At 68.5% G+C, this 20475-nt stretch carries 24 protein-coding genes; 13 read left to right on the forward strand and 11 right to left on the reverse strand.

All coding sequences use genetic code 11. The features are described from left to right. The first annotated feature begins 237 nt into the window (after positions 1–237). Entirely contained in the window at positions 238–477 is a 240-nt protein-coding gene (locus GT347_RS05750; RefSeq protein WP_160551053.1) for a hypothetical protein, read from the forward strand. A 17-nt stretch (positions 478–494) separates the two neighbouring features. Next, entirely contained in the window at positions 495–647 is a 153-nt protein-coding gene (locus tag GT347_RS05755) for a hypothetical protein (RefSeq protein WP_160551054.1), read from the forward strand. Here the strand turns inward: GT347_RS05755 and GT347_RS05760 are convergent, their stop codons facing one another. Further along, positions 648–1634: a tripartite tricarboxylate transporter substrate binding protein gene (locus tag GT347_RS05760; RefSeq protein WP_160551055.1), complete on the reverse strand. Its 987-nt coding sequence runs from the start codon at positions 1632–1634 to the stop codon at positions 648–650. 173 nt (positions 1635–1807) lie between these two features. Here GT347_RS05760 and GT347_RS05765 point away from each other — a divergent pair, with 173 nt between their 5' ends. From GT347_RS05765 to map, 4 genes are all read left to right on the forward strand, one after another. Further along, complete coding sequence (locus GT347_RS05765; RefSeq protein ID WP_160551056.1) at positions 1808–2437, forward strand: MEDS domain-containing protein; 630 nt, start codon at positions 1808–1810, stop codon at positions 2435–2437. Then, positions 2421–4046, forward strand: coding sequence for a hybrid sensor histidine kinase/response regulator (locus GT347_RS05770; RefSeq protein WP_160551057.1), 1626 nt, complete (start codon positions 2421–2423; stop codon positions 4044–4046). Before GT347_RS05765 ends, GT347_RS05770 begins: the two co-directional genes overlap by 17 nt. A gap of 66 nt (positions 4047–4112) precedes the next feature. Further along, on the forward strand, positions 4113–4367 hold the full coding sequence (locus tag GT347_RS05775; RefSeq protein WP_160551058.1) for a ParD-like family protein: 255 nt from the start codon (positions 4113–4115) through the stop codon (positions 4365–4367). Then, entirely contained in the window at positions 4367–5158 is a 792-nt protein-coding gene (map, locus tag GT347_RS05780) for a type I methionyl aminopeptidase (RefSeq protein WP_160551059.1), read from the forward strand. The genes GT347_RS05775 and map overlap by 1 nt, the downstream gene beginning before the upstream one ends. A gap of 89 nt (positions 5159–5247) precedes the next feature. On the opposite strand, the gene GT347_RS05785 is transcribed toward map, so the two are convergent. Continuing rightward, entirely contained in the window at positions 5248–6234 is a 987-nt protein-coding gene (locus tag GT347_RS05785; RefSeq protein WP_160551060.1) for a Bug family tripartite tricarboxylate transporter substrate binding protein, read from the reverse strand. A gap of 92 nt (positions 6235–6326) precedes the next feature. Continuing rightward, positions 6327–6818 (reverse strand): hypothetical protein, encoded by a 492-nt coding sequence (locus GT347_RS05790; RefSeq protein WP_160551061.1) that lies wholly within the window; start codon positions 6816–6818, stop codon positions 6327–6329. A gap of 127 nt (positions 6819–6945) precedes the next feature. On the opposite strand from GT347_RS05790, the gene GT347_RS05795 reads away from it, so the two are divergent. After that, positions 6946–7935, forward strand: coding sequence for a Bug family tripartite tricarboxylate transporter substrate binding protein (locus GT347_RS05795; protein WP_160551062.1), 990 nt, complete (start codon positions 6946–6948; stop codon positions 7933–7935). Positions 7936–7988: 53 nt separating this feature from the next. Here GT347_RS05795 and GT347_RS05800 read toward each other — a convergent pair whose 3' ends face one another. Next, positions 7989–8414 (reverse strand): carboxymuconolactone decarboxylase family protein, encoded by a 426-nt coding sequence (locus GT347_RS05800; RefSeq protein WP_160551063.1) that lies wholly within the window; start codon positions 8412–8414, stop codon positions 7989–7991. A gap of 87 nt (positions 8415–8501) precedes the next feature. Here GT347_RS05800 and GT347_RS05805 point away from each other — a divergent pair, with 87 nt between their 5' ends. Next, positions 8502–9389 (forward strand): LysR family transcriptional regulator, encoded by an 888-nt coding sequence (locus GT347_RS05805; RefSeq protein ID WP_160551064.1) that lies wholly within the window; start codon positions 8502–8504, stop codon positions 9387–9389. Between the two features lie 12 nt (positions 9390–9401). On the opposite strand, the gene GT347_RS05810 is transcribed toward GT347_RS05805, so the two are convergent. After that, positions 9402–9701: a hypothetical protein gene (locus GT347_RS05810; RefSeq protein ID WP_160551065.1), complete on the reverse strand. Its 300-nt coding sequence runs from the start codon at positions 9699–9701 to the stop codon at positions 9402–9404. Positions 9702–10206: 505 nt separating this feature from the next. Continuing rightward, entirely contained in the window at positions 10207–12873 is a 2667-nt protein-coding gene (locus GT347_RS05815; RefSeq protein WP_160551066.1) for a GAF domain-containing protein, read from the reverse strand. A gap of 385 nt (positions 12874–13258) precedes the next feature. On the opposite strand from GT347_RS05815, the gene flhD reads away from it, so the two are divergent. Both flhD and flhC read left to right on the forward strand, forming a co-directional pair. Next, positions 13259–13588, forward strand: a complete 330-nt coding sequence (flhD, locus tag GT347_RS05820) for a flagellar transcriptional regulator FlhD (RefSeq protein WP_160551067.1) — start codon at positions 13259–13261, stop codon at positions 13586–13588. A gap of 23 nt (positions 13589–13611) precedes the next feature. Further along, positions 13612–14193, forward strand: coding sequence for a flagellar transcriptional regulator FlhC (gene flhC / locus GT347_RS05825; protein ID WP_160551068.1), 582 nt, complete (start codon positions 13612–13614; stop codon positions 14191–14193). Between the two features lie 6 nt (positions 14194–14199). On the opposite strand, the gene GT347_RS05830 is transcribed toward flhC, so the two are convergent. Next, positions 14200–14409 carry a hypothetical protein gene (locus GT347_RS05830; protein ID WP_160551069.1) on the reverse strand — a complete coding sequence of 70 codons (210 nt, stop codon included), beginning with the start codon at positions 14407–14409 and terminating at the stop codon, positions 14200–14202. Positions 14410–14582: 173 nt separating this feature from the next. On the opposite strand from GT347_RS05830, the gene GT347_RS05835 reads away from it, so the two are divergent. Then, positions 14583–15155, forward strand: a complete 573-nt coding sequence (locus GT347_RS05835; protein WP_160551070.1) for a pseudouridine synthase — start codon at positions 14583–14585, stop codon at positions 15153–15155. A 19-nt stretch (positions 15156–15174) separates the two neighbouring features. Here the strand turns inward: GT347_RS05835 and GT347_RS05840 are convergent, their stop codons facing one another. The 4 genes from GT347_RS05840 to GT347_RS05855 are packed head-to-tail and all read right to left on the reverse strand — an operon-like array spanning position 15175 to position 18856. Then, positions 15175–15990: an NAD-dependent epimerase/dehydratase family protein gene (locus GT347_RS05840; protein ID WP_160551071.1), complete on the reverse strand. Its 816-nt coding sequence runs from the start codon at positions 15988–15990 to the stop codon at positions 15175–15177. A 31-nt stretch (positions 15991–16021) separates the two neighbouring features. Further along, on the reverse strand, positions 16022–17314 hold the full coding sequence (locus tag GT347_RS05845) for a TRAP transporter large permease (protein ID WP_160551072.1): 1293 nt from the start codon (positions 17312–17314) through the stop codon (positions 16022–16024). Continuing rightward, the gene (locus GT347_RS05850) at positions 17305–17856 is read right to left on the reverse strand and encodes a TRAP transporter small permease (RefSeq protein WP_407704137.1); all 552 of its coding nucleotides are present in this window, start codon (positions 17854–17856) and stop codon (positions 17305–17307) included. The genes GT347_RS05845 and GT347_RS05850 overlap by 10 nt, the downstream gene beginning before the upstream one ends. 4 nt (positions 17857–17860) lie before the next feature. After that, positions 17861–18856 (reverse strand): TRAP transporter substrate-binding protein, encoded by a 996-nt coding sequence (locus GT347_RS05855; RefSeq protein ID WP_407704138.1) that lies wholly within the window; start codon positions 18854–18856, stop codon positions 17861–17863. Between the two features lie 154 nt (positions 18857–19010). On the opposite strand from GT347_RS05855, the gene GT347_RS05860 reads away from it, so the two are divergent. Next, a complete protein-coding gene (locus GT347_RS05860; RefSeq protein WP_160551073.1) occupies positions 19011–19724 on the forward strand; it encodes a FadR/GntR family transcriptional regulator in 714 nt (237 codons plus the stop codon). A gap of 153 nt (positions 19725–19877) precedes the next feature. Further along, positions 19878–20393, forward strand: a complete 516-nt coding sequence (locus tag GT347_RS05865; RefSeq protein ID WP_160551074.1) for a hypothetical protein — start codon at positions 19878–19880, stop codon at positions 20391–20393. The last annotated feature ends 82 nt before the right edge of the window (positions 20394–20475 follow it).

Consider the following 20475-nt stretch of genomic DNA (forward strand, 5'->3'; position numbering starts at 1 on the left):
GATTGATCGGGAAGCGGAAACGGCCTGGCGCGCTGGTTTTCCCTGGGCGCGGGAAGCACGGCGGCTGTCGCAGGATCGGACAGCCGGGGGCCGCCGCCGTGGGCGCCGACCGTCCCGGATCGCTACAGCGTTTTTCCGTCCCGCGGTGCGTCTTGCCACGCGTGGAAACATCTCCTGTCCGCAGCGCCCCTACATTGGATCTCTCCACCCACGAACCGCCGCAAGAGAGATCCCGCCATGACCGCATCCCTCCACTTCGTCCTCGACGCGCAGACCAAGGCAGAACTGCCGGGCGTCGCCAACACCACGCTGAACTTCGATGCCGGGCAGGCCCTGCCGGCGGCCGGCGACAGCGTGGCCATCGCCGCACTCGGCGCGCACACCTTCGTCGTCAAGGAACGGCTGTTCGCCTACGACGCGCAGGGCCAGGCGGTCATCACCTGCCACCTGACGCTGGCCAGCGAACGTTCGATCTGAACCGCAAGGAGCCGCCCATGCCAGCCGATCCCAAAACTCCGCCCGAGGCCGCTGCAAAGACACCGCAGCCTCCGTCCCTCAACACCTCGGTGACCGAGGACGAACGCACCGAGGGCGGGCCGACCGACGAGAGCGGCCAGCCCAAGCTCGATACCTCCAACGACACCTGACTACACGTTCTTGATGTCGAGCTTGCCGATCAGCGTCTTGAAGTAGGCGGCATCCTCTGTAATGGCCTTGCGGAAGGCCTTGTCGTCGGCATAGACGAAACCCAGGTTCTGCTTGTCCAGCACCTCGCGGAAGCTCGCCTCGTTGGCGATCTTCTCGCTGGCGGTCTTCAAGTAGGCGATCACCTCGGGCGGCGTGTTCTTCGGCGCCGCGATGCCGCGCCAGGTGCCGATCACCAGGTCGATGCCGCGCTCCTTGAGCGTGGGCACCTTTTCGAAGCCCTTCACCCGCTGCTCGGCCATCACGGCCAGGGTCTTGAGTTTGCCGGCCTGCACGAAGGTGGTGACCTCCGCCGGGCTCACCGCCACCGCATCGATATGGCCGCCCATCAGCGCCAGCACGGCGGGGTTGGCGCCCTGGAAAGGCGTGTGGTTGAACTTCACGCCGGCCTTGTCCTGCAGCGCAGCGGCGGCCAGGTGCCAGATCGAGCCGGTGCCGGAATTGCCCACGCTGACCTTGCCGCTCTCCACCTTGGCCGCGGCGAGGAAGTCTTCCACCGTGTTCCAGGGCGAATCGGCGCGCACGGTGATGGCGGCCTGGTCGGCGTTGAGCTGGGCGATCGGCGCCAGGTCGTCCCAGTTGTACCGGGCCATGCCCAGCGGCGGCAGGGTGATGAGTTCGACCGTGATGATGGCCAGGCGGTAGCCGTCCGGCCGCGAGCTGATCACGTCCTGCCAGCCGATGGCGCCGCTGGCGCCGGGCTTGTTGACCACCAGCACCGTCTGCGGCATGTGCTTGCGGGCGGCGTCCGCATAGGCGCGCGCCAGGGCGTCGGTGCCGCCGCCGGGCTGGTAGGGCACGACGAGTTCGATCGGCTTGTCGGGGAACACACGCGCCTGGGCGCGGACATGGCCACTGGCCACCAGCGCCGCGGCGGGCAGCATGGCGAGCGCCGTGCGGCGGCGCAGGCTCGGTCGGGAGTCTTGCATGGTCTTGTCTCTGTTGGTTTTGGTTTTTCGGCCTGGCGCGGCCTGGCGGCAGGGCCGAAGAATGATAGGCAGGCGGATCGCCGCGCCGGGCGGAACAAACCCTCGGTCGCGGGCCGCCTCCCGGGCACAATAGGCAACCCCCTTGCAACACGACCTTGGCGCCCGGAAACCAGATGGACCAACTCACCCTCGCCGGCACGGCCCTCGATTCCTTCCACGTCTGCGCGTTCTTCGACAGCCGCGACGAGGGCTACGAGATCCTCCATCCCTATTACCGCCAGGCCATGGAGCAGGGCGAGAAGAACCTGCACCTGGTCGATCCGGACCTGAAGACCGACCACCTGGAGCGCCTGGTCGCACACGGCATCGACGGGCCGGGCTGCCAGGCCTGCGGCCAGCTGGAGCTGGTGGGCTGGGACCAGGCCTATTTCGACGAGACCGGCCGTTTCAACAAGGACCAGATGCTGGCCACCGTGGACAAGGTCACCACCCAGGCGCGCGAGGCCGGCTACAAGCGCCTGCGCATCATGGGCCACATGGACTGGGCCTTCCGCGATGCGCCCGGCTCCGAGGACTTGATCGAGTACGAGGCCGAGGTCAACGAGGTGCTGGAGCGCAACCGCCAGCCGGCCATCTGCGTCTACGACACCGCGCTGCTGACCGGCGCCATGATGATGGACCTGCTGCGCACCCATCCGCTCACCCTGGTCGGCGGCGTGGTCCAGGAAAACCCCTTCTTCACCCCGCCCGCCGAGATGCTGAAGGAACTCAAGGCGCGCAAGGCCCGTGTCGAACAGTCCTGAAACCCCCTCCTCCGCGTCCGGCACCGCCGCCGGGCGCAGCGCCAGCGCCGTCCTGCGGGACCTGATGGGCCTGATGGCCCTGCCCGCGCTCTGGGTGGGCCGGGACGCCGCCACCGTGCTGCGCCTGATGGCCGAGGCGATCGAGACCGTCGTGCCGCTGGACACCATCTACATCGATGTGCCGAATGTGGAGGACGGCCAGGCCTTCACCCGGCTGCGCATCTCCGGCTTGCAGGCCACGCCGCAACAGGCGCTGGACTGGCAGGACACACTGGCCGCGATACGCCGCATGAGCATCACCGCCACGCCCTCGGTGCAGGCCACGCCGCTGGGGCCGCTGCGCATGATCCGGCTGAGCATGGGTTTCAGCGGCAGCCAGGGCAGCGTGTGGTTCGGCTCGCGCGGGCCGGCTTTCCCCGACGTGCACCAGAGCGCCTGCCTGCGCGCCGTGGCCACGCTGGCCGCCACCGGCCTGGAGGCCGCCGCCATCGACCGCGAGCGGGCGCGGGCCAGCCGGGTCAAGGACGAGTTCCTGGCCATGCTCGGCCACGAGTTGCGCAATCCGCTGGCGCCGATCTTCATGGCGCTGGAGCTGCTCAAGCGCCAGGCCGGCGGCGCGTCGCTGGGCCGGCCCTACGAGATCATCGAGCGCCAGGCCCGGCACCTGTCGCGCCTGGTCGACGACCTGATGGACATCGGCCGGCTCACCAACCGCAAGTTCGAGCTGCACAAGGAGCCGGTGTCGATCCGCCTGTGCCTGCAGAGCGCGATCGAGGCCGTGGGCCCGCTGGTGGAGGCGCGCCAGCAGCGGCTCGACGTCGGCCTGCCCTCGGCCGAGGTGCTGGTCTTCGGCGACGCCACCCGGCTCACCCAGGTCTTCGCCAACATCCTCACCAACGCCGCCAAGTACACCCATCTGCAGGGCCACATCGTGCTGCGCAGCGAGGTGACGGACGGCCGGCTGCGGGTGGCGGTGCGGGACGACGGACCGGGCATCAGCGCCGAACTCATGCCGCGCCTGTTCGGCGTGTTCGAGCAGGGCAGCAGCACCATCGACCGGGCCGGCGGCGGGCTGGGCATCGGGCTGGCGCTGGTCAAGAGCTTCGTGGAGAGCCACGAGGGCACGGTCGATGTGCGCAGCGAAGGCGTCGGCAAGGGCGCGGAATTCAGCGTGGTGCTGCCGACGATGGATGCGCTGGCCGCCCTGCCCGCCGCGCCGGCCACGCCCGAGCCGGCGCCGAGAAGCCCGGCCCGGCGCCGCATGATGCTGGTCGACGACAACACCGATGCCGCCGAGCTGCTGGCCGCGGTGCTGGCCGACGAGGGTTTCGAGGTGCGTGTCAGCGCCGACCCCTTCGAGGCCCTGGCCCTGGCCGAGGAGTTCCGGCCCGAGATCGCCATCCTGGACGTGGGCCTGCCCGGCATGAGCGGCCACGAGCTGGCCGTGGCCCTGCGCGGCGCGCGCGAGCCGGAGGCGCTGCGCCTTGTGGCCCTGTCCGGCTACGGCCAGCCGATGGACCGCAGCCAGTCGCTGGCCGCGGGCTTCGAGACGCACTTCGTCAAACCGGTGTCCTATCCGGATCTGCTGGCCCATCTGCACAAGACCTGAGCCGCCCTTGGGACCCGCCATATGGAACGCATATAATTCATATACGTTTCATATAGAGGTAGGCCCATGGGCATTGTCAAGATTTCGGACCTGATGCACGAGAACCTGCGGGTGGCCGGCAACGCGCTCAGCCGCTCCATCAACGCCCAGGCCGAGCACTGGATGCGGGTCGGCATGCTGGCCGAGGTGTATCCGGAGCTGAACCACCGCGAGATCAACCAGCTGCTGATCAAGGCAGAACTGGCGGGCGGCCTGGATATCGCCGCCGCCGTCGCGACACCTGCCGACAAGCCCCGCGCCGCTGCGGGCGGCAAGCACTGATGGCGCGCCAGGTTCCCATCCGGTCCGCCGAAGAGATCGCCATGGCCCGGCGCGCCGGCCAGCTCGCCGCCGAGGTGCTCGCCATGATCGAGCCGCATGTGGTGCCCGGCGTGAGCACCGAGGCGCTGGACCGCCTCTGCCACGAGCACATCGTGAACGTGCAGCGCGCCATCCCCGGCAACCTGGGCTACCAGGACTATCCCAAGACGGTGCTCACCTCGGTCAACCAGGTGGTCTGCCACGGCATCCCCTCGCCGGACAAGATCCTGAAGAAGGGCGACATCGTCAACATCGACGTGGCGGTGCAGCAGGACGGCTGGTTCGGCGACACCAGCCGCATGTACTACGTCGGCGAGCCCGCGCCCCTGGCCCGGCGCCTGGTGGAGACCACCTACGAGGCCCTGCGCGCCGGCATCCGGGTGGTGCGGCCCGGCGCCACGCTGGGCGACATCGGCCATGCGATCGCCTCGGTCGCGCAGCGCGGGCATTTCAGCGTGGTGCGCGAATACTGCGGCCACGGCATCGGCCAGATCTACCACGACGCGCCCCAGGTGCTGCACCACGGCCGCCCCGGCGAAGGGCTGCGGCTGGAAGCCGGCATGGTGTTCACCATCGAGCCCATGCTCAACGCCGGCAAGGGCGAGACCCGCCAGCTGGCCGACGGCTGGACGGTGGTGACCCGCGACCGCTCGCTGTCCGCCCAGTGGGAGCACATGGTGGCGGTGACGCCCGAGGGCTACGAGGTGCTGACGGCCTGGCCGGGCGGCACGGGCGGCTATCCGGCGATCTGAAAATGCATCCGCGTTGGCCAATTTTTCGGCCGCCCGCAGGACCGGCAGCCCCGCCACCGTCGTGGAGGCGATGCGCCGGGAGGCGGCGGCTACTCCAGGCTGACGCTGGCGGTCTTGACCAGCTTCTCGGTCTTGCTGTGGTCCAGCCGCACCATCTCGGCGAATTCGGTGGCGGACATGGGCGTGACCTCGGCGCCGGTGGCCACCAGCTTCTCCACCAGTTGCGGATCGCGCACCGCGCGGCCCAGCACCGTGCGCAGGCGCTCCAGCGCCTCCTTCGGCGTGCCCTTGGGCGCCACCATGCCGTACCAGGGATAGATCTCGTAGCCGGGATAGCCCTGCTCGGCGATGGTGGGCACCGCCGGCAGGATGGCCGAGCGGCGTGCGGAGGTCACCGCCAGGGCGTTGAGTTTGCCGCTCTTCACATGCGGCAGGCCGCTGACGATGGTGTCGAAATACAGCGAGACCTGGCCGCCGATGATGGCCGGCAGCGCCTCGGAGGCGCCCTTGAAGGGCACGTGCAGCATGTCCACGCCGGCCATCTGCTTGAACAGCTCGCCGGCCAGGTGCGAGGTGGTGCCGTTGCCGAAGGAGGCGTAGCTCAGCTTGCCCGGATTGGCCTTGGCGTAGGCCACCAGTTCGGGCACCGTCTTCGCCGGCACCGAGGGGTTGGCCAGCAGCAGCAGCGGCGTGATGCCGATCAGGCCGATCAGCTCGAAGGACGCCGGGTCGTACGGCATCTTCGCGTAGAGGTACTTGTTGGTGACCAGCGTGCTGTTGGTGCCGATCAGCAGGTTGTAACCGTCGGCCGGTGAACGCGCGCCGGCATCGGCGCCGATCATGCCGCCGGCGCCCGGCTTGTTGTCGATCACGAAGGACTGGCCCAGCTCGCTGCCCATGCGCTCGCCCACCGCCCGCGCGATGGCGTCGGTGCCGCCGCCGGGCGGGAAGGGAACGATCAGGCGGATCGGCTTGACCGGATAGGCCGGGCCTTGCGCCCAGGCCGCATCGAAGCCGGCCAGCGGCGCCAGGCCCGCGCCCATGGTGGCCAGCTGTTTGAGGAAGGTTCGCCGCATCTTCATTCCTTGGTTCGCACTGATTGGATCCAAATATCCAGCAACTCTCATGCCAGATTGCGCGGGTTGGCGCCGGTGGACCGATCGCCGGGCTACTGCCGAATGGCCTTGGACTGGTAGCGCCGGATCTCCGCCCAGCGCCTGTCGGACAGGCCCGCGAAGGCCGTGTCGGCACGCAGTTCCCTCTCTATATCGGCGGACGGGAATCCAAACGGTGTGCCGAAAGCCGGCGCATTCGGGCAGCCCTCGGCCAGCGTGTTCCAGGTGTCGCTGGCGGCTGGGCCCGAGGCAGGCATCGCATAGTCACCGGGCAGCCAGGCCGGCAGGCTGCCGCGCGGCGCCAGGGTGTTGACCGCCAGCAGCAGGGCGATCGCATCCTTCTGTTCGGCCGAGGCCCTGGCCCCGATGCAGCGCACGCCGGCCATGCGCTCGGCCGCCTTGCGTGCCACCTCGGCATGCGCGTCCTGCGGGTCGGCGGGCTGGCAGCCGCCCAGGCCACATGCGGCGATCGCCAGGGCCAGCAGCGCCAGGAGGCCATGGGTCCATCCGCCAGCACTGGCCACGCCTTGCTCCGCTTTCTGCATCGATCCATCCCTTGCTCTGCTTGCCGGATGCCGATACTAAGCCGCCGGGGTGGGTGGAACGCCCCTGGCGCCGCGCTCCGGGCAGGCTCAACATCGTCTTGCGATCCCCAACGAACGGAGACAAGACATGACCCCCCAACGAAGCAGCCGCCTCGTCATGGCCCTGGCACTCGCCCTGGCCGCAGTGCCCATGGCGACCCGAGCGCAGGCTCCCGAGAACTTTCCGAACAAGACGGTCACCCTGGTCGTGCCCTTCGTCCCCGGCGGCGGCACCGATACCGGCGCCCGCCTCATCGGCCAGAAGCTGGCCGCCAAATGGGGCCAGAGCGTGGTGGTGGACAACCGCGGCGGCGCCGGCGGCATCCTGGGCGTGGACATCGTGGCCCGGGCCAAACCCGACGGCTACACGCTGCTGATGGGCAATGTGGGCACCCAGGCCATCAACCCGTATCTCTACGCCCGGCTGCCCTACGACCCGGCCAGGGCCTTCGCGCCGGTCTCCATGGTGGCGGACCTGCCGCTGGTGCTGGTGGTCAACCCCCAGTTCAAGGCGCCAGACGTGAAGGCGCTGATCGCGCTCGGCCGCGGCGAGCCGGGCAAGTACAGCTACGCAAGTTCGGGCACCGGCAATTCGACGCACCTGGCCTTCGAGATCTTCCAGGCGGCGTCGGGCGCCAGGTTCCAGCATGTGCCCTACAAGGGCGGCGGCCAGGCCAATGCGGACGTGGTGGCGGGCCATGTGCCGATGGAGTTCATCACCATCTTCGGCACCACCGGCTTCATCACCGGCGGCACCCTGAAGCCGCTGGCGGTGGCCTCGGCCGCGCGCTCGGCGGCCCTGCCGAACGTGCCGACGCTGGCCGAAGCCGGCCTGCCGAACGCCGAGCTGGCATCGTGGATCGGCATCCTGGCGCCGGCGGCCACGCCGCGCGCCCTCGTGGAGAAGATCTCAGCCGACATCCGCGAAGTGGTGGCGATGCCGGACGTACGCGAGGCCATGGTCGCCCAGGGCGCCGAGCCGCGCAGCAACACGCCGCAGGATTTCCAGAAGGCGATCGACGCCGACATGCAGCGCTTCTCGGCGCTGATCCGCAGACTCGACCTGCGTGCGGAGTGAATGCCACGCCAGCGATCGACGATCGCCGCCGCCTGGCCTGAAAGCCGGACAGCTCAGCCCAGTGGCAGCGCGATTCCTGCGTCCGCGAACACTTCGCGTACCGCCGACAAGCCGTTCAAGGCAGCCGGAAAGCCCGCGTACACCGCCATCTGCATCACCACTTCGACCAGCTCCGCAGGCATGCAACCCACATGCAGCGCAGCATGTAAATGGACCATCAGCTGCGGCCGTGCCGCACCCAGGGCGCACAGCGCGGCCACGGTCGCCAGTTCACGCGAGCGCAGGTCGAGGCCGGGGCGGGCATAGATGTCGCCGAAGGGGAACTCCAGCAGCAGGCGGGCGAAGTCCGGGAAGGACCGGGCCAGCGCATCCACGACGGCCAGGCCGGCGGGCCCGTCCACCGCCTCCAGCATCCTGGCGCCGCGTTCGTGGCGTTCGTTGTGCGCGGTTGGGGCGGGAAGGGATGTCGTGTCGTTCATGGATTTCCTCCAAAGCAAGCTGAAGCGCCGCACTGTAGGAAGCGCCGGCCGATCCGGGAATGACCCATTCCGTGATACCTTTTTGGTATGCCCAACCGCCTGGATTCCCGCTCGCTCGCCCTGTTCCGCGCCATCGCCGAAACCAGCAGCTTCCGCCAGGCGGCCGAGATGCTGCACCTGTCCCAGCCGCCGCTGAGCCGGGCGATCCGGGAGCTGGAGGAACGGCTGGGCACACGGCTCTTCGACCGTCATCCCAAGGGCGTGAGCCTGACGCCGGCCGGCCAGACGCTGCTGCCTTACGCACGCCGCATGGGCAAGCTGCTGGATGCCGCCGAAGCCGCGCTCGCCACACCGGCCTTGCCCGCCAAACTGCGCCTGGGCCTGACCAGCGCCGTGGAGCCCGCCTGGTTCCACGGCCTGGCGCAGAGGGTTCGACATGCGCAGGCGGACCTGGTGGTGACGACGCGGTCCGACACCTCCCCGCGGCTGGTCCGCCAGGTGCTGGCCGGCAAGCTCGATGCCGCCTTCGTCGCCTTGCCCACCCATGCGCCCGCCCTGCATGTGATGGAGCTGGACCGCCTGCCGATGGTGCTGGCCCTGGCCTCCACCCATCCCCTGGCACGACGCAGGCAGATCCGCCTGGCGGAGTTGCGCGGCGAGCCGGTCTTCTGGTTCGAGCGCGCCCGGCAGCCGGCCTTCTACGACCATGCGCAGGCGATATTCGCCCGCCATGGTTTCGCGCCCGGCCTGCTGCGCGAGCCGGAGGACCACCACGTGCTGCTCGCCGCGGTGGCGGCCGGCACGGGGCTGGCCTTGCTGCCGAGCTCGTTCACCGCGCTCAAGCGGACCGGGGTGGTGTACCGGCGGCTGGTGGAAGGCGATGAGCTGGCGGTGGGGATCGGGCTGGTCACCCCGAAAGACGGCAATGCGGTGCGGGGCCTGCTGGCCGGGCTGGCGCTCAGGCCGGGTTCTTGAAAACGGCTGGCTTCAAACGCGGCTGAACACAGGCTTGTCGCCCAGTCGGCGAAGGCCCATCTCCGCCACGCTGCCGACCCGGTCGACCAGCAGCTGCAGCACGCTGACGCGGGTGCGCAGTGCATCGAAGCCCTCGCCCGCCAGGGCCGCATCGCGCGAGATGCCGGTCGCGGCGCGGGCCAGCGTGCCGACCTCCCGCAAGGCCGCCAAGGCATGCTCGATGTCGGCCTCGGTGAAGGCCGGTCGGCTGCCGACATCCTGGATGGGGCCGGCGGGAACGGGTAATGCCGGTTCGGGTTTCTTGCGGGTCATGCTTGCCTCCTGGACCTGTTGAGTCTGTGAACAGAGGCCGCCGCTGCTTCGGTATGAAGTGGCGGCGGCTCGAACAGGTTGGCGTGCCGGTGTTTCTTGCGAGAGCCGGTAGGGCGCGAGCCCTCCCATCCGAGCCGCCAGAAAACGGATCGAATAGAGAAAGCCGCACTCCATGCGGTCACGGGTTGCGGCTTTCACCGCAAGAAACAAACAGGACGCCAATCCTGGCCGCGCTTTTTTGGCACGGCGACATGAACTCTAACGCAAGGAAGCGCGGCGCCGAGCAATCCCTCGGCGCTGTACAGCACTCCCCGCCATGACTGCTTCTCGCGTGCTCGTGGCCGGTGTCTACGCCTTCTTCGGCCAAGAGCTGGTGAGCTGCCTCGCGCGGCAGCGAGGTATGCATGGGCTGGCGGCCGGAGCTTATCCCTGTGGGTCGTGACCGATTACCAGGGCCGGCCGGCGCTGCCCGGCCGAGCCGGCCCGCATCGGTGCAGCCGCAGGCTCACATCAGCTTCAGCCGCTTCTTCTCCAGCCGCTCCACCACCTGCCGGGCCAGCAGTTTCAGTGCCTCGACACGTCCGTGGTCGGTGGGCCGGGGCTCGGTATCCAGCACGCAGACGGTGCCGATGGCGTGGCCGGTGGAGGTGACCAGGGGAGCACCCGCATAGAAGCGGATGCGCGGGCCGTCGGTGACCAGCGGGTTCGAGGCGAAGGCCGGGTCCTGCAGGGCGTCGTTCACCACCATCACCTCGTCGGGCTGCTGGATCGCCGTGGCGCAGAAAGCGTATTCGCGCGGGGTTTGCTGCAGGCCCACGCCGACGCGCGCCTTGAACCACTGGCGTTCGCCATCCACCAGGGAGATCAGCGCCATGGGCGCATCGAACATGGCGGCGGCGAGCTGGGCGATCTCGTCGTAGGCGAGCTCGGCGGGGGTGTCGATCACCTGGAGCTGGTCGAGGTCGGCCAGGCGGTCGGCCTCGCGGGCGTCCTGCGCGGCATGCAGGCCGGACGCCGTGGGCGCCCTGGGCTGCACCATGCGGATGGCGGCCTTCAGGGCCTCGGCCAAGGCTTCGAGGTCGTAGGGCTTGGGCAGCAGCGGGAACTGGTGGCCTTCGGAGCGGACCAGCACCTCGTTGTAGCCGCTGCACAGCAGGATGGGCAGCTGCGGCCACGCTTGCCGGACCTTGCGGGCCAGCGCCAGCCCGTCCATGCCGGCCATCATCACGTCGGAGAACATGGCGCGGAATTCGCCGCCGTTGGCCTCCATCAAGGCCAGGGCCTGCTCGCTGCCGTGCACCAGCGTGACTTCGTAGCCGAGTTCGCTGAGCGCGTCGCGTGCCATCAGCGCGACCTCGCGGTTGTCCTCCACCACCAGGATGCGGCCGCAGTGCGTGGCGCCGTCCATGGCATCTTGCGGGGCCGACACCTGCGCCTTGGCCCGGCGGGCGGCCGGCAGGAAGACGGTGAAGCAGGTGCCGCGGCCCGGTTCGCTTTGCACGCCCACGTCGCCACCGGATTGCTTGGCGAACCCGAAGACCTGCGACAGCCCCAGGCCGGTGCCGTGGCCGACCGGCTTGGTGGTGTAGAAGGGCTCGAAGACCTTCTCCAGCCGGTCGGGCGCGATGCCGCAGCCGCTGTCTCGCACCGAGACGGCGATGAAGTCGCCGCCGAGCGCCGAATGGCCGCGCAGCGCGGGCAGCGTGTCCACCCGCCGGATCTCGATGCTCAGGGTGCCGACGCCATCCATCGCATCGCGGGCGTTGGCGGCCATGTTGACGATGGCGGTGTCGAACTGGCCCGGGTCGGCATCGATCAGGCAGGCGTCGTCATGGTGTTGCAGCTGCAGTTGCACCCGCGAGCCGACCAGGGTCTGCACCATGTCGGCGATGGCCGCGATGTTGCCGCCGGCGTCGAACACCACCGGCTGCAGGCTCTGCCGCCGTGCGAAGGCCAGCAGCTGGCCGGTGAGCTTGGCGGCGCGCGAGACCGCGTTGGAGATGGAGCCGAGGAAACGCTGGCGGCGCTCCTCGGCCAGGCCGGGGCGCTGCATCAGCTGCACCGAGCTGCTGATGATGGTGAGCAGGTTGTTGAAGTCGTGCGCGATGCCGCCGGTGAGCTGGCCGACGGCCTCCATCTTCTGGCTCTGGCGTAGTTGCTCCTCGGCCTGGCGCAGGGAGCTTTCCTGGGCCTTCTGATCGGTCACGTCGCGGCCGGAGGCGATGATGAAGGACTCGGCCGGGCTGGCGCTCCAGGAGAGCCAGCGGTAGCTGCCGTCGCGGTGGCGATAGCGGTTCTCGAAGGCCGAGAAGGCGGTGCCGCCGGCCAGGGCCTGCGCGCCGTCGGCCGTGTGCGCCAGGTCGTCGGGGTGGACCAGGTCCATGAAGGAGCGGCCGAGCAGCTCTCTTTCGGTCCAGCCGAGGGTGGCTTCCCAGGCGGGGTTGACGGCGACGATCTCGCCGTCGAAGCGGGCCACCAGCAGGACGTCGCGCGACAGCTGCCACAGGTGGTTGCGGTCCGCCGTGCGCAGGGCGACTTCCTTTTCCAGGCCGACATTGAGGCCGCGCAGTTCGGCCAGTGCCTCAGCCGTGGCGATGGCGGCCCAGGTGCGGTCGGCCACGGCACGCACGAAGGCGATTTCTTCCCGGCTCCAGGCGCGCCGCACGCTGTCGTGCGCGAGGAAGACGCCGGCCAGCCGGCCCTCGCGCATCAGCGGCACGTTGAGCAGGGCCTTGATCTGCATGTGGTCGAAGGCGTCCGCCTGCCCGGAGGTGCGGGGATCGAGCCGGATGTCGTCGATCGCCACCACGGCGCCCGCGCGCAGGTCCTCGATGAAGCTGCCGAAGTCGGCGAAGCAGTAGTCGCCCGCGACCGAGGGCACGCTGGCGTCGCGGCGCCAGTCGGCCGCCACACGCACGTGGGTGGCCAGCGTGCCGATGGCGCCGTAGCCGCCGCGCGAGGCGCCGATCGCCTGGGCGCAGATGCGCGCGGCGGCCAGCACGATCTCCGCTTCCGTCTGCACCTCGCGCAGGGCATCGCCTAGCGCCAGCAGCGCCTGCTGGTAGGCCTCGGCGCGGTCGGTGGCGACCGCTGCGTCCGGGACAGGCAGGGCGCCTGGCGCCGCGCTCGGGGCGGGCGGCGTGCCGGGCTCCAGAAAGGAATCAGTGCTCATCGATGAAGGTTGGGCTGCGCGAAATACGCGCGGGATGGCAAACCGGCGATTGTCCCCAATCGGCCGGGCCGCGTCGCTGTGGCGGAAGGATGCGGCCGCTTGACGGGCGTTTGTCCTACCGGCCCGTCCGGCTCGCCCCAAGACGCATGGGCCGTGGCCTCACAGGAGCCGGCGGTTTCGATCCGATGATTGCGAGCGCTTACACCCCATACTTCAACTTCGCATGGAACGGATCTGGTCCTACAGGCAGCCGGCCTCTGTAGACACGGAGGCCGGCTCCGTGGCCGACCCGAACGGGCTGGACGCGTGTCCACCATGGGTTCATCGGATCGACCCCTGGCGATCTTGCCAAGCGGCCGTCTTTCGAAAGCCTTGGAGGACTGCAATGACCCACCAACAAATGCTCCACGAGATCCGCGAAGCCAATCTGACCTACCTGATGCTTGCGCAAAGCCTGGTGCGGCAGGACAAGGCCGAAGCGGTGTTCCGCCTGGGCCTGAACGAGGAGTCCGCCAGCCTGCTGGCGGGCCTGTCGTCGGCCCAGATCCTCAAGCTGGCCAGCAGCAGCCATCTGCTGTGCCGCTTCCGTATCGACGACGAGATGGTCTGGAGCCTGCTGACCAACCAGAACGCCTCGGCCAAGTCGGAGAACGAGGCCACCAACCGGCTGCACGGCAGCATCCTGATGGCCGGCCGTATCGCGGAAGTCGTCTGACCGACCGCCGCAAGGACATGCCGATGGAACCGACCGCTGCTCCCGTCCCGACGCCCGCGAAGACGCCGTCCGCGCCCAAGAGCGTGCTCAACGAATCCCGGCAGATCGAGCGTGCGGTGACCCTGATCAAGATGGGCGCACGCATGCAGGTGCTGGAGTCGGAGACCACACTGTCCTACGAGCGGCTGATCCGGCTCTACAAGGAGATCGTGGGCAAGTCGCCGTCGAAAGGGCAGCTGCCGTTTTCGACCGACTGGTTCCTGACCTGGCAGGAGAACATCCATGCCTCGCTGTTCCTCAACATCTACGAGTACCTGGACAAGGGCGCATCGCTGGATTCGATCGATGCGCTGACCAAGGCCTACAAGCTCTACCTGGAGCAGGTGGAGGCCGGCGGCATCGAGCCGCTGCTGTCCTTCACCCGGGCATGGCGGCTGTTGAAGTTCGTGGATGCCGCGATGCTGGAGCTGACCACCTGCACCCGCTGCAAGGGCCGTTTCGTGACCGAGCCTTATGAGAACGCCCGGCACTTCGTCTGCGGCATGTGCAATCCGCCGGCGCGGGCGGGCAAGAGCAAGGTGGCGGGCTCGCTCAGCCTGGATTGAGCGGGCTCAGAGGCCGAATTTCTTCAGCAGCGCCGGCATCAGTTGCGCCAGCAGGATGGCGCTGACCACCCACATGATGACGCTGTTCTTCGCTTCGGCGACATCGGTGCGGGTGGCGTAGTTGGACCTGACGACGGCCAGGTCGCGTTCGATGGCGGAAAGCCTTTCGCCGGATTTTTCCGCCAGTGCTTCGAGTTTGGAGACACGTGTTTCCATCGCGCCATTATCGGGCGGCTCTGCGCCGCCACGACGTTCTTGACCATCGATTCGGATCAGTGATCGGGACACCATCGCCTGTACTTTCTTTCATCCGGACATGACGGCGGGTTGTAGCGCAGACACCTGACCGGCCGTCGGCTCCCCAACGGATACGCCTGTAAATTCGGGGCATGACGATTTCCCCGGACGGCGGCGCCCGCCTGATCTGTTTCAACAAACCCTACGGCGTGCTCAGCCAGTTCACCCCGGAGGGCCGCTGGCAGGGCCTGAAGGGCTATATCGACCTGCCGGGCGTGCATGCGGCGGGAAGGCTCGATGCCGACAGCGAGGGCCTGCTGCTGCTGACCGACGACGGCGCGCTGCAGGCCCGCATCTCGCACCCCCGCTTCAAGATGGACAAGACCTACTGGGTGCAGGTGGAAGGCGAGCCGGACGAGGCCGCGCTGCAGGCGCTGCGCCAGGGCGTGATGTTGAAGGACGGCATCACCCTGCCCGCCCAGGCGCGCCGGCTCACCGAGGCACCGGCGCTGTGGGAGCGCCAGCCGCCGATCCGGGTGCGCCAGGCGATTCCCACCTGCTGGATCGAGCTGGTGATCCGCGAGGGCCGCAACCGGCAGGTGCGGCGCATGACGGCGGCGGTGGGTTTTCCCACGCTGCGGCTGGTGCGCGCCGCGATCGGGCCCTATGCCATCGGCGATCTGGCGCCAGGCACCTGGCGCCGCGAGCCGGTGCGGCAGGCCTGAACGCAGGCCCGCGCCGCGCTCAGGCCGCGCCGCCTCGCCGCAGATGCGCCGGCGTGTAGTCGTGGCTGGCGAAGGCGCCCCCCTGGAACTGCCGGGCCACCGCATCGGCGGTGTCGGGCTGCGCCAGGATCTGCGCGGCCCAGTCCTCGGCATCCTGCACCGGCCGATAGCCGATGGCGTTGGCCTGGGACAGGTCGTAGTAGGCCCGCCGGTTGTTCGAGATGCCCCACACGGCGGTGTAGCCCACCGCGGGTGCCGCGATGCAGCGCTCGATCAGGTGCAGCATGTCCTCGGTGCCCAGCCAGGTGCTGAGCTGGCGCAGGTTCTCGGGCGGCCGGCCCATGCAGGTGCCGATGCGCAACGCGATGCCTTCGATGCCGTGCTTGTCCCAGTACAGCCGGCCCATGGCCTCGCCCCAGGCCTTGGACAGGCCGTAGAAGCCGTCGGGCCGGAACTCCGAATCCAGGCGCAGCTTCTGCTCCACCGGATACATGCCGAATGCATGGTTGGAGCTGGCGAAGACCACCCGCCGCACGCCGTGCCGGCGTGCGCCTTCGTAGACCTCCACCAGGGCGCGCAGGTTGTTGTCGATGATCTCCGGCAGCGGCTTTTCCACGCTGGTGCCGGCCAAATGGATCAGCACCTCGGTGCCCGCCAGCAGCCGGTCGACCACCGCCGGCTCGCGCAGGTCGCCGTGCACCAGGTCTTCATCCGGGGACAAGGGCACCAGCGGCTCGAAGCCGGCGACCCGCAGGTCATGGCCGCGCGCGCGCAGGCCGGTGCGCAGCAGGCTGCCGACGATGCCGCCGGCGCCGCTCAATGCGATCTTGCTCATGGGAATGGCTTTCTCTCGGTCTCTGGGTGGCTTAGTGGGCATAACCCATGAACAGGCGCGGCAGCGCCAGCGAGAAGGCGGGCACATAGGTCACCAGCATCAGGGCCGCCACCAGCGCGCCGTAGAAGGGCCAGATGGTCTTCATCACCGCGCCCACCGAGATCTCGCCGATGGCGCAGCCCACGAACTGGGTGGTGCCCACCGGCGGCGTGTTCAGGCCCAGCGCGCAGTTGATCAGCATGACGATGCCGAACTGCACCGGATCCATGCCGAACTTCACCGCGATCGGCAGCAGGATGGGCGTGGCGATCAGGATGGTCGCCGCCATGTCCATGAAGGTGCCGAGCACGAACAGGATGACGTTGATCAGCAGGAACACCACCCAGGGCGTGGTCGACATCTTCGACAGCAGCGCGCCCATGAAGTCGGCCACCTCGTACAGGCCCATCAGGTACTGGAACATGGCCGAGACACCGATCAGCAGCAGCACCACGCCGGTGGTCTTGACCGCCTTGGCCGCCGCCAGCAGCAGGTGGTGCCAGCTCATGGTGCGGTAGATCAGGAAGGTCAGCAGCAGCGTGTAGATGACCGCGATGGATGCCGCCTCCGTCGCCGTGAACACACCCGACAGGATGCCCGCCAGGATGATCACCACGATCAGCAGCCCGGGGATGGCACCCGCCGCGGCCCGCGCCACGCCGCCCCAGCCGGGGAACACGCCGGCCGGATAGCCGCGCGACACCGCCACGCCGTAGGCCGCCACCAGCATGCAGACCATCAGCACCGCCGCCGGCAACAGGCCGGCCGCGATCAGCGCGCCCACCGACACCGAGCCGCCCGCGGCCAGCGCGTAGATGATCATGTTGTGGCTGGTCGGCATGAGCGCGCCGACCAGGGCCGCATGGGTCGTCACGTTGACCGCGTAGTCGGCGTGATAGCCCTGCTTCTTCATCATGGGGATCATCACCGCGCCCATGGCCGACACATCGGCCACGGCCGAGCCGCAGACACCGCCGAACAGCGTGCAGGCCACCACGTTGGACATGCCCAGGCCGCCGCGCACATGGCCGGCCGCGCTCTGGGCCAGCCGCACGATCTTGTCGGCCACGCCGCCGTGCAGCATGAGTTCGCCGCTGAAGATGAAGAACGGGATCGCCAGGAAGGAGAACACGTTCATGCCGCTCATCATCTGCTGGAACAGCACCGCCAGCGGCAGGCCTTCGTAGAGGATGGTGCAGAGGGAAGACAGGCCGATGGCGAAGGCCACCGGCACGCCCAGCACGAGCAGGGCGAAAAAGCTGATGCACAGGATGGTCAGTGCCATGAAGGCTCCACTTGCTTGCCCTGCACGAGGGCGATGATGTGCTCGATCGAGAACGAGATGATGAGCACGCCGGAGATCACCAGCGGCAGGTAGCGGACCGCCTCGGGCAGGCCCAGGTTGGGGATGAGGTAGGACGCCACCGAATGTCCCAGCACCGAGCCGTTCCACACCATGGCCGCGCCGAACAGGATCACCAGCGCATGGATCAGCAGCTCGATGCGGTTGCGGATCTTCTCCGGCACCAGCACCAGCAGCGACTCCATGCCGATATGGCCCGCGTCGCGCACGCCCACGGCCGCGCCGATCAGCGTGATGTAGAGCACCAGCACCAGGGCCAGGCTTTCGGTCCAGGTCGGCGAGCTGTTGAGCACGTAGCGGCCGAACACCTGGAAGAAGACGATGGCCACGACGACGAAGAGGCCTGCCACCGAGGTGAACATGCCCCAGCGCGCCACCAGCGCGTTGACGCTGGTCAGCGGGCCGGTCAGCGGCCGCTCGGCCGGCTGCGGCGGCAGCGGCTCGGCGAGTTCGATTTCCTGCATGGGATTACTGCGTGTCCTGGATGCGCTTGACCAGCTCACGCAGCTTGGGCGTGTTGGCGAACTTGGCGTAGACCGGCGCCATCGCATCGATGAAGGGCTTTTTGTCGGCGATCGGCAGCACCTGGGCGCCGCCGGCCTCGGCGATCTTGCGGGACTTGGCCTCGCGCTCCTGCCACAGCTGGCGCATGGTGGCGACCGACTCCTTGGCGGTCTTGCGCACCAGGGCCTGGTCCTCCTTCGACAGGGTGTCGAAGATCTTCTTGGAGAAGACCAGCACCTCCGGCGTCATCGCATGCTCGGTGACGTTGTAGTACTTGGCGGCCTCGAAGTGGCGCGAGGACTCGTACGAAGGCCAGTTGTTCTCGGCGCCGTCCACGATGCCGGTCTTCAGGCCGGTGTAGACCTCGCCGTAAGGCATGGGCGTGGCGTTGGCGCCCATGGCTTCCATCATGGCCACGAACAGGTCGGACTGCTGCACCCGGATCTTCATGCCCTTGACGTCGGCCAGCGTGCGGATCGGCCGCTTGGCGGTGTAGATCGAGCGCGCGCCGCTGTCGTAGAAGGCCAGGCCGACCATGCCCTGGTCCGCCATGGCGGCCAGGATCTCGTCGCCGATCGGGCCGTCCAGCACATGGTGCATATGGTCGGTGGAGCGGAACACGAAGGGCATCGAGATGGCCAGGGTGTCCGGCACGATGTTGTTCAGCAGCGCGGCGTTGATGCGCATCATGTCGAGGCCGCCGATCTTCAGCTGCTCGATGGTGTCGCGCTCCGAGCCCAGCGCGCCGGCGGCGAACACCTTCACGCCCAGCCTGTCGTGCGACTGTTCCTTGAGCGACTTGCCCATGGCGCGCACCGCCTCCACCGTCGGATAGTCGGCGGGCTGCACATCGGCGGAGCGGAAATCGCGGGCGACGGCGCCCTGGGCGAATGCCATGGCGACGGTGGCGGCCAGGGCCAGCAGGCCGCCGCGCAAAGGGCTGAAATGATCTTGTCTCATGGTCTTGTGTCGCTGAGGGGTTGGAGCGGGCGTTTCTGGATTTCCGCTCAAGTTGACTGACAACTTGATTGTTTTTCGATAGGTTGTCTGATAACTATCGGGGAAACCCGCGGTTTGTCTGACTTCACACGCAGGCTGATACGATCGTCCGTCCATGACCGACGCCCTGCCCCAAGACCGACCCGCACGAGGCTCCCTGGCCGACCGCGTGTATGCCGGCGTGCTCGATGCCATCCTGCGCGGCGAGGCCGCCGAAAGCGGCAAGCTGCCCACCGAAGGAGACCTGGCGCTGCGCTTCAACGTCTCGCGGCCGACGGTGCGCGAGGCGCTGGCGCGGCTGCGCTCGGACGGCGTGATCGCATCGCGCCGGGGCTCTGGCAGCCATGTGATCCGCCCGCCGGGCGCACCCAGCGCCGCGGTGACGCCCATCAGGAGCATCGCCGACATCGAGCGTTACTACGCCTTTCGCTGCTGCGTGGAGAGCGGCGCGGCGGCCGCGGCAGCGGAGTTCCGCGACCAGCGCGACCTCGACAGCATCCGGCAGGCGCTGGAGGCCCTGTCGTCCACCGCCAGCGGCGGGCCTTCGGAGATCGAGCGCGACATCGAGTTCCACCTGGCCATCGCCCGGGCCTCGCACAACCCCTTCTTCGTGGCCACGCTGGAGACCAGCGTGGCGCCGATCCGCCAGTTGATGGAGCTGCCGCGCAGCTTCGACGACGACGGCGAGGACCGTGCCCGGCAGGTGCAGGCCGAGCACCTGGCGATCGTCGAGGCGATCGAGCGGCAATCGCAAGGCGATGCGGTCGAGGCCACGAAGGCCCATGTGATGAACGCCAAGCGGCGCATCTTCGAAGGCACGCAGCTCTGAAGCCGCGCGGCCGCAAGCGCGGCCGGCGCCGTGTCGGCAGGCGACTACAGCCGGCTCGGACTGTTCATACAGCCGGTTCCGCCATCATCCGCAAACCATAAGCACAGATCCGAGAAACATTTCAGGCCTCTGCTTTACAACTTATCGCATGCCATGAAGACCTCCAACAAAATGCTGCTGGGCACGCTCGCGATTGCCGCCGCACTCTCCCTCTCGGCCTGCGGCGGCGGCAACGACGACGATCCCTCGGCGACCGACCAGAACGCGCTCTACACGGTCACCGCGGCCACCAACGCCAATCTCAACGGCGTCTACGGCAGCACCGCCCTCGGCCTGACCGGCGTGGACCGGCTCAACCCCGTGGGCTCGGCACCCGAGGTATGCAGCTTCAAGTTCAACAATGTCAGCAAGGTCGGCGACTCCACGGTCACCTCTTTCGGCGACATCCGTTATCTGCCCAATACGAACAACCTCTACCAGGTCTTCATCACGGTGGGCGGCGTGGAATTCAACAGCGGCACGACGGCCGACGTCACGGTGGACCGCACCGGCACCGGCCGCATCCTGTTCACCAACAAGCAACTGGGCGCGAGCAGCGATGCCACCCAGACCCTGCGGCTGACCGGTGCGGTGCCCCTGCCCGCTTCGGGTGTCCCGGTCGGTTGCTGATCCAGCACTATCGCCGCCAGAGACGGTCCGCGACGGCCTGCGAGGTCCCCTGGCCGTTTTCTTTTGCCTGAGTTCGCGCCGG

It is taken from the genome of Xylophilus rhododendri (genome assembly GCF_009906855.1).
GTDB classification, from domain to species: domain Bacteria; phylum Pseudomonadota; class Gammaproteobacteria; order Burkholderiales; family Burkholderiaceae_C; genus Xylophilus; species Xylophilus rhododendri.